Here is a 7,417-nt window from a genome sequence, read left to right on the forward strand (position 1 = left end):
ATTGAAAATTATGTCTTTTGATATAACTCCTTTGGCGCATTTGTAAAGTTTTTGCACATACCTAGAATGTCCGACAGTTTTCATTTAAATTAATACCAAACCTCATTTCTATTTCTTGGCTTTTGTTTAATAGAAAGATGGGTTTATAAAGAGGTTAAAACTCTGCTGCACCGAATTGATAACCGCTATGTATGTGCATCAGTGGAAAATTTGAGTGTCTATTTATAATACTTGAACTTTCCCAACAATCTCTCTGAAATAACGTTAATAACAAAGGATGAAAATATCTCTTTCCCACTCATAGTCAGCTTTTAAAACATGATTTTGCAATCGATAAAATATGAATTTATTCCTTTCTAATTCAGATTCGCGAATTTTAAATAGTTTTTACAGGTTTTGCTGATGACAACCAATATTGAAACTTCACGTTCTGATACACCAACTAGCACCCCAGTGTTAGAAATGCAAGGGATTACAAAACGATTTCATGGTGTATCTGCGCTCCAAAATGTTAATCTGACGATTTACCCAGGAGAAGTTCACGCCCTCATGGGTGAAAACGGAGCAGGCAAAAGCACATTGATGAAAATCCTGGCAGGGGCTTACATTGCTGATGAAGGAGAAATTCGCATCAATGGTCAACCCTTGAAAATTACCGACCCGGCGACAGCACGCAAAGCGGGTATTAATCTCATTTATCAAGAATTGAATGTTGCACCGAATTTAACCGTTACCGAAAATATGTTTATGGGTAGCGAGTTGCGGCGAGGTCAGCTTTTAGACCGCCAAGCGATGCAACTAGAAGCAGAGGAAGTGCTGGACAGCCTTGGAGCCAATTTTACCGCGCAGACTATAGTTGGTACTTTGTCCATCGCCGAACAGCAGCAAGTGGAAATTGCTAGGGCGCTGAAGGATAAAAGCCGCGTTTTGGTGATGGATGAACCAACAGCAGCATTGTCTGACCGCGAGAGCGACCATTTATTTGAGGTAATTCGCAAACTGCGGCGTGATGGTATTGCGATTATTTACATCAGCCATCGTATGGAAGAAATCTATGCCTTAGCTGACCGGATTAGCGTGTTGCGTGATGGTCAATATATTGGCAGTCTCACACGCAGCGAAATTTCTCCCCAGCGATTGGTGCAGATGATGGTTGGTCGCTCCATGCAAGACTTTTACGAACATCAACGGCAAATGAATCCTGGGCCGGTGGTACTGTCAGTCAGAAATATGAGCGACGCCCGCAAGAAGATTGAGCCGGCTAGTTTTGAACTTCATGCTGGAGAAATTCTGGGTTTAGCGGGGCTGGTTGGTGCCGGACGCACAGAACTATCCCGGCTGATTTTTGGTGCAGACCGTAAAGCTAGTGGTGAAGTATTCTTGAATGGCAAAAAACTGGAAATTAATACGCCCAGTGATGCCATTGCAGCCGGAATTGGCTACGTTCCAGAAGACCGCAAAGACCAAGGTTTATTTCTGGAAATGAGTGCCCGCAAGAATATTGCTATCAACACACTCAAGCAAGATGCCAAAGGTGGAATTGTTAACTGGCCTTCAGTGAATCGACTGTCAACAGACGCGGTGGAAAACTTCAATATCCGTCTAGCCAATTTGGAAATTAGAGCATTGGATCTTTCTGGTGGTAATCAGCAGAAGCTACTGCTAGCGCGTTGGTTAGCCATTAAACCGAGAGTGTTGATGTTAGATGAACCGACACGCGGCGTAGATATTGGTGCCAAAAGCGAAATTTACCGAATTATGAGCGAATTGGCAGCGCAAGGTGTTGCTATTTTAATGGTTTCCAGCGAACTAGCGGAGATTGTCGGCATGAGCGATCGCGTCTTAGTGATGCGAGAAGGACAGCTGGTAGGCGAACTGGATGGCAGTCTTGGCAAAGAAATCACCCAAGAAAAGATTATGCACTACGCAACTGGAGCATCGGAGGTATCAGCATTATGAGTCAGACAGTCAGACCGCCTATCAATAAATCAGCCAACAATCCCGCAGCTCGCAACCGGAAATCAATCAGCACCCTGTTGGAAGTTGCGGGTATTTTGCCAATCTTAGTAATTATCTGCATCTTATTTACATTCCTTTCTCCCAACTTCCTCACCGGTGCTAACATCGTCAATATCTTGCGTCAGGCATCAATCAATATTGTGCTGGCGACAGGAATGACCTTTGTAATTCTCACCGGCGGTATTGACCTTTCAGTTGGGTCAATCTTAGCTGTTTCTGCGGTAGTTGCATTGCTGGTATCGCTACTACCGGCTTTAAGTTGGGCGGCTGTACCTGCTGCGTTACTTGCAGGATTGCTGTTAGGCTTACTCAACGGTGCGCTCATTACCTTCTTGGATGTGCCACCTTTTATTGTGACGCTGGGTTCACTTACAGCCTTGCGGGGTGTTGCTTTTTTAATTGCCAAAGGTACAACCCTGATTAACCCTGACATAAATTTTGCTTGGGTGGGTAATACATATATCGGCCCCATTCCTTGGCTAGTGATAATTGCGCTACTGACTGTGATAGCTAGCTGGTTTATCCTGCGGCAAACTGTTTTAGGAGTGCAGATATATGCTGTGGGTGGTAACGAACGGGCAGCCAGATTAACAGGGATTAAAGTTAATCGGGTGTTGCTATTCGTCTATGGTATTAGCGGATTACTGGCAGGTTTAGCAGGAATCATGAGCGCCAGCCGTCTTTATAGTGCCAGTGGCGTAATAGGTCAGGGTTACGAATTAGATGCGATCGCAGCTGTTATTCTAGGTGGAACCAGCTTTACAGGCGGTATTGGCACCATTGGCGGCACTCTTTTAGGTGCATTGATTATTGCGATTCTCAACAACGGCTTAACCTTGTTGAACCTATCTTACTTCTGGCAACTAGTCGTCAAAGGACTAGTAATTATTTTGGCAGTAACGATCGATCGGTTACGCAGACGTTCTAGACGGTAAACAAGCAAGGGAGCAGGGGGCAGGGAGCAGAGGGGAAAAAACTAATTCCTAATTCCTAATTCCCAATGCCCAATGCCCAATGCCCCATGCCCCATCCCCAATAATAAATATATAAACTATGACTTCCACTACTACTCGTCGTAAAGCCAGCACGTTTTATGTAATTTTGATTGCTGGTGCCGCTGCCCTCGGCGGGTTTTTATTCGGTTTTGATACTGCTGTAATCAACGGTGCGGTTTTATCTTTAGCAAAAGCTTTTAATACCAGTAGTTGGGTGACAGGGCTGGCAGTATCCCTAGCGTTGCTGGGGTCTGCCATCGGAGCCTTCTTTGCCGGACAGATTGCAGACCGTTATGGTCGAGTCAACGCAATGGTGGTTGCTTCGGCATTGTTTACTATCAGTGCCATTGGCTCTGGGATTGCCTTCACAATCTGGGATTTTATTTTTTGGCGAGTATTAGGTGGGATTGGCATCGGCGTTGCTAGCGTCATCGCGCCAGCTTACATTGCCGAATGTTCTCCCACCCATTTGCGGGGAAGGTTAGGATCTCTGCAACAATTAGCGATCGTAGTGGGAATTTTCGTTGCCTTATTGAGCGACTACTTTATCGCTACGTCAGCAGGTTCAGCAGACTCGCCGTTTTTGTTTGGGGTTGCAGCTTGGCGCTGGATGTTTTGGACAGCAGTCCCACCAGCAGTATTCTACGGGATGGTAGCTTTAACAATTCCTGAATCTCCCCGTTATTTGGTTGCCAAAGGACGAGAATCAGAAGCTGTTAACGTTCTGACCAAGATTTTGGGGGGTGACGTACTGCCAAAAATCGAAGAAATTCGGCAGACAGTGCTTCGCGAACGCCAACCCAGATTTTCTGACCTCTTAAGCAGAAGTGGCGGACTCTTGCCAATTGTTTGGATAGGAATAGGCTTATCTGTATTACAGCAATTTGTTGGGATTAATGTAATCTTCTACTACAGCAGCGTTTTATGGCGTGCTGTCGGCTTTTCCGAAAAAGATTCCCTATCAATCACGGTGATTACAGGAGCCGTCAACATTATTACAACACTGATTGCGATCGCCTTCGTAGATAAATTTGGTCGCAAGCCCTTACTGATAATAGGGTCAATCGGCATGACCTTGACATTGGGGACGATGGCTTATCTTTTTGGTCATGCTCCCCTCGATGCTGCTGGGAACCCCAATCTTACCGGAAGCGCCGGGACTATAGCTCTGGTCGCAGCCAACCTCTATGTGTTCTGCTTCGGTTTCTCTTGGGGGCCAGTGGTTTGGGTGCTGTTGGGAGAAATGTTTAATAACAAAATTCGAGCCGCCGCACTTTCGATTGCTGCTGCTATGCAATGGGTTGCCAATTTCCTCATTTCCACAACATTTCCTCCTATACTGCAATATTTCGGTCTAGGTTCTGCCTATGGACTCTATACAATTGCAGCTGCTACCTCATTCTTTTTCATTCTCTTTTTTATTAAAGAAACCAAAGGAATTGAGCTAGAAGATATGTAATTAGCATCCATCTAGTACCTCTGTGCGTAATTCATAATTTGTATCTCTGTATCCTCTGTGTTTGTGAGGTTGCATGGTTAAAGGAGTTTGTAGTCAGCACTTTAGTGCTTAGATTAGGGCTAGAGTCACTCACTACGAACTTCTCAAAATTAATGTAGTGGAGTACTAGATGGAACATTCACAACTGATGACGACAACGTAATTGAATAATATGTAGTAGAAGTTTCCAGTCCGGGAGCAGGAACATTAAACAATTTAGGAATTCAGGGCCGCACTTAATAGACCAAGCTTTGCATTTATTTGGAATGCTGATGCTATTTTTGCAGACATCCGCATCACCAGGCTGCGATCGCAAGTAGATGATTGTTTTGAGTTGATACTATACTACGACAAACTGCGCGTCAAATTAAAAGCAAGTTTCCTTGTGCGTGAGCCTGCGCCTGCCTACATCATACATAGCACTAAAGGTTCTTTTCTTAAAAGCAGAGCCAGAAAGTGAATATGGCTTGCTGCATACAGAAAAAGACACAAAAATAATTCGAGAAAAAGTCAAAAGTTTACAAGGGAGCTATTTAGGTTATTACGATGCCGTATATAAATCTATCGTTAGTAATCAGCCAATTGCTGTTACCGCCGAAGACGGAATTAAGCTAATGGAAATTATAGCAGCAGCTATTAAAAACAGCAATGAGCAAAAAGTCATAACGTTGCTTGAATTGAGCTAAAACTTCAACTTAAAATATGTAATTTTAATGTTGATTAGCTCATACTTTTATTCGAGGGTAATTTCTTTCGTTACAAGCTCATAATTCAACCATTTTCAATTAATAAATCAATGCTAAAAACTATTTTTCCTAGCTTTTTTATTTTATTTTTGGCAATTCCAGCAGTTTGGGCAGCACCTCCAGAAGACGATCCGAATGCAACAGATGCTAATCGGACTTTGCAGGGACAAGTCACTTCTGTTTCCCAGTTTTCTGATGTACAACCAACTGATTGGGCGTTTGGTGCATTGCAATCGTTAGTGGAACGCTACGGTTGTATTGCAGGTTATCCCAATTCTACCTATCGCGGCAACCGTGCCTTAACCCGTTATGAGTTTGCCGCAGGTTTAAATGCTTGTTTGGATCGGATTAATGAGTTAATTGCCACAGCTACTAGCGATTTAGTTAATAAGCAAGATTTGGCAGTGCTGCAAAAGTTGCAGCAAGACTTTGCCGCAGAACTAACAACTCTGCGCGGACGAGTAGATACCTTAGAGGCACATACAGCAACATTGGAGGCGCAGCAGTTTTCTACTACTACTAGGTTGAATGCTCAAATTATCACCGCCGTTAGTGATACCTTTGGCGATCGAGTCGGTGGCGAAGATGATGAATCGCGCATCTACTTTGCAAATCGGGGTCGTCTCAACTTTGAGAGCAGTTTCACTGGCAAAGATTTATTGCGAGTCCGGCTAGAATTTGGTAACTTTGCATCCAATGTTGGCAGTCAAATTGCCGCAGCCACAGGTACAGGAATGACACGCCTAAACTTCGATTATGACAGCAACGAGACACTTTATGTCCCCCACATCCGTTATTACTTCCCAGTCAGTGATTCCCTTAACTTCGTTGTTGGGCCTGTAGGCATTGGTTACACCGACATTTCCACCACCGTCACTCCCCCCACAATTGCTGACGACGGCAATGGAGTTCCCTCACTTTTTGGATCGTACAGTCCCTTATTCCGGCGAGGTGGCGGCGGTGCAGCCGCTAACTGGAACATTACCAAAGACTTGGTTCTCACCTTGGGCTATTTAGCAGGCAGTTCTAATGTGCCATCGCCTAGCAACGGGTTATTTGATGGCGGCTACAACGCCCTAGCGCACTTAGCCTATTATGGTAAGCAAGGAGCGATCGGTGTTGCTTACTCTCATGGCTATAGCCCTGCTGGAGTAATCGAACTCTCAGCTGGGACGGGTAGCGTCTTGTCAAACGCTCCCTTTGGCAACAACATTGCTACTTCCAACGATATTGTCGGCACACAGGGGTACTATCGCTTCTCCCCGAATTTTCAAGTCCACGCTTGGGGTGGATATATTTGGGCAAATGCCGAGAGTTCTGGTTTGAGTGATATTTCCAATGGTAGGGGTGGAACAGATTCTCTATTTGTGAACAATGGTGCCAACGCCAATGCCTGGTTTGGGGCGATTGGTGTGTCGTTTCCCGATGTGGGTGGTAGAGGCAATCTCCCAGGAATTCTCTTTGGTATACCGCCCCATGTTTCTAACAGTGATATCCGTCAAGACCGAGACAACGCTTACCATATCGAAGCATTTTATCGTTACCGCCTGAATGACAACATCTCAGTTACTCCTGGTTTTTGGGTGATTCTCAACCCGGAAAATGACAACAGAAATGATACGCAGTATGTGGGTGTACTTCGCACAACCTTCGATTTTTAACTTAATGTGAATGCTTTGCTCGATCGGCAGAGTGCTGAATACTCAGCACTCTTTAGGGACTTACAGTGAAAAAACAAAAATTATTCTTTTGTTACTACCAAATTCCACAGCGCATCAATTCCACTGCCTACATATTCTGAATCCTGGTGTTGTGAAATCCATTCGGCGACAGTAGCAATAACAAACATTGCTGGAGTTTTTGCCCAACTTGCCCAATGCAGAAGCAGCAGAGTTACGCACAATATCAGTCTCATCTTTGAGTAAGCCCAGCAGTGCTTCAACTACTTGTGGCGAGGCGTTGCCCAAGTTACCCAATGCAACAGCAGCAGAGTCACGCACACTCTCACTCTCATCTTTGAGTAAACCCAGCAGTGCTTCAACTACCTGTGGCGAGGCGTTGCCCAAGTTACCCAATGCAACAGCAGCAGAGTCACGCACACTCTCACTCTCATCTTTGAGTAAACCCAGCAGTGCTTCAACTACCTGTGGCGAGGCGTT

Annotated in this window: 6 protein-coding genes; 5 read left to right on the forward strand and 1 reads right to left on the reverse strand. The window is 44.8% G+C overall.

Annotated elements, in window-relative coordinates; genetic code table 11:
* Positions 1 to 402 precede the first annotated feature (402 nt).
* The 5 genes from RMZ42_RS13695 to RMZ42_RS13715 all read left to right on the forward strand — a co-directional run bounded on the left by RMZ42_RS13695 (position 403) and on the right by RMZ42_RS13715 (position 6,919).
* Complete coding sequence (locus tag RMZ42_RS13695; protein WP_322671912.1) at positions 403 to 1,959, forward strand: sugar ABC transporter ATP-binding protein; 1,557 nt, start codon at positions 403 to 405, stop codon at positions 1,957 to 1,959.
* Entirely contained in the window at positions 1,956 to 2,954 is a 999-nt protein-coding gene (locus RMZ42_RS13700; RefSeq protein WP_322671913.1) for an ABC transporter permease subunit, read from the forward strand. The genes RMZ42_RS13695 and RMZ42_RS13700 overlap by 4 nt, the downstream gene beginning before the upstream one ends.
* A 118-nt stretch (positions 2,955 to 3,072) precedes the next feature.
* Entirely contained in the window at positions 3,073 to 4,473 is a 1,401-nt protein-coding gene (locus RMZ42_RS13705) for a sugar porter family MFS transporter (RefSeq protein ID WP_322671914.1), read from the forward strand.
* Between the two features lie 428 nt (positions 4,474 to 4,901).
* The gene (locus tag RMZ42_RS13710; protein WP_322671915.1) at positions 4,902 to 5,198 is read left to right on the forward strand and encodes a Gfo/Idh/MocA family oxidoreductase; all 297 of its coding nucleotides are present in this window, start codon (positions 4,902 to 4,904) and stop codon (positions 5,196 to 5,198) included.
* Positions 5,199 to 5,308: 110 nt separating this feature from the next.
* Entirely contained in the window at positions 5,309 to 6,919 is a 1,611-nt protein-coding gene (locus tag RMZ42_RS13715) for an iron uptake porin (RefSeq protein WP_322671916.1), read from the forward strand.
* A gap of 114 nt (positions 6,920 to 7,033) precedes the next feature.
* On the opposite strand, the gene RMZ42_RS13720 is transcribed toward RMZ42_RS13715, so the two are convergent.
* The coding region (locus RMZ42_RS13720; RefSeq protein WP_322671917.1) for a HEAT repeat domain-containing protein at positions 7,034 to 7,417 on the reverse strand (384 nt) is incomplete at its 5' end.

Origin of the sequence: Nostoc sp. DedQUE05 (assembly GCF_034530955.1) — a bacterium.
Classification (GTDB): Bacteria; Cyanobacteriota; Cyanobacteriia; order Cyanobacteriales; family Nostocaceae; genus Nostoc.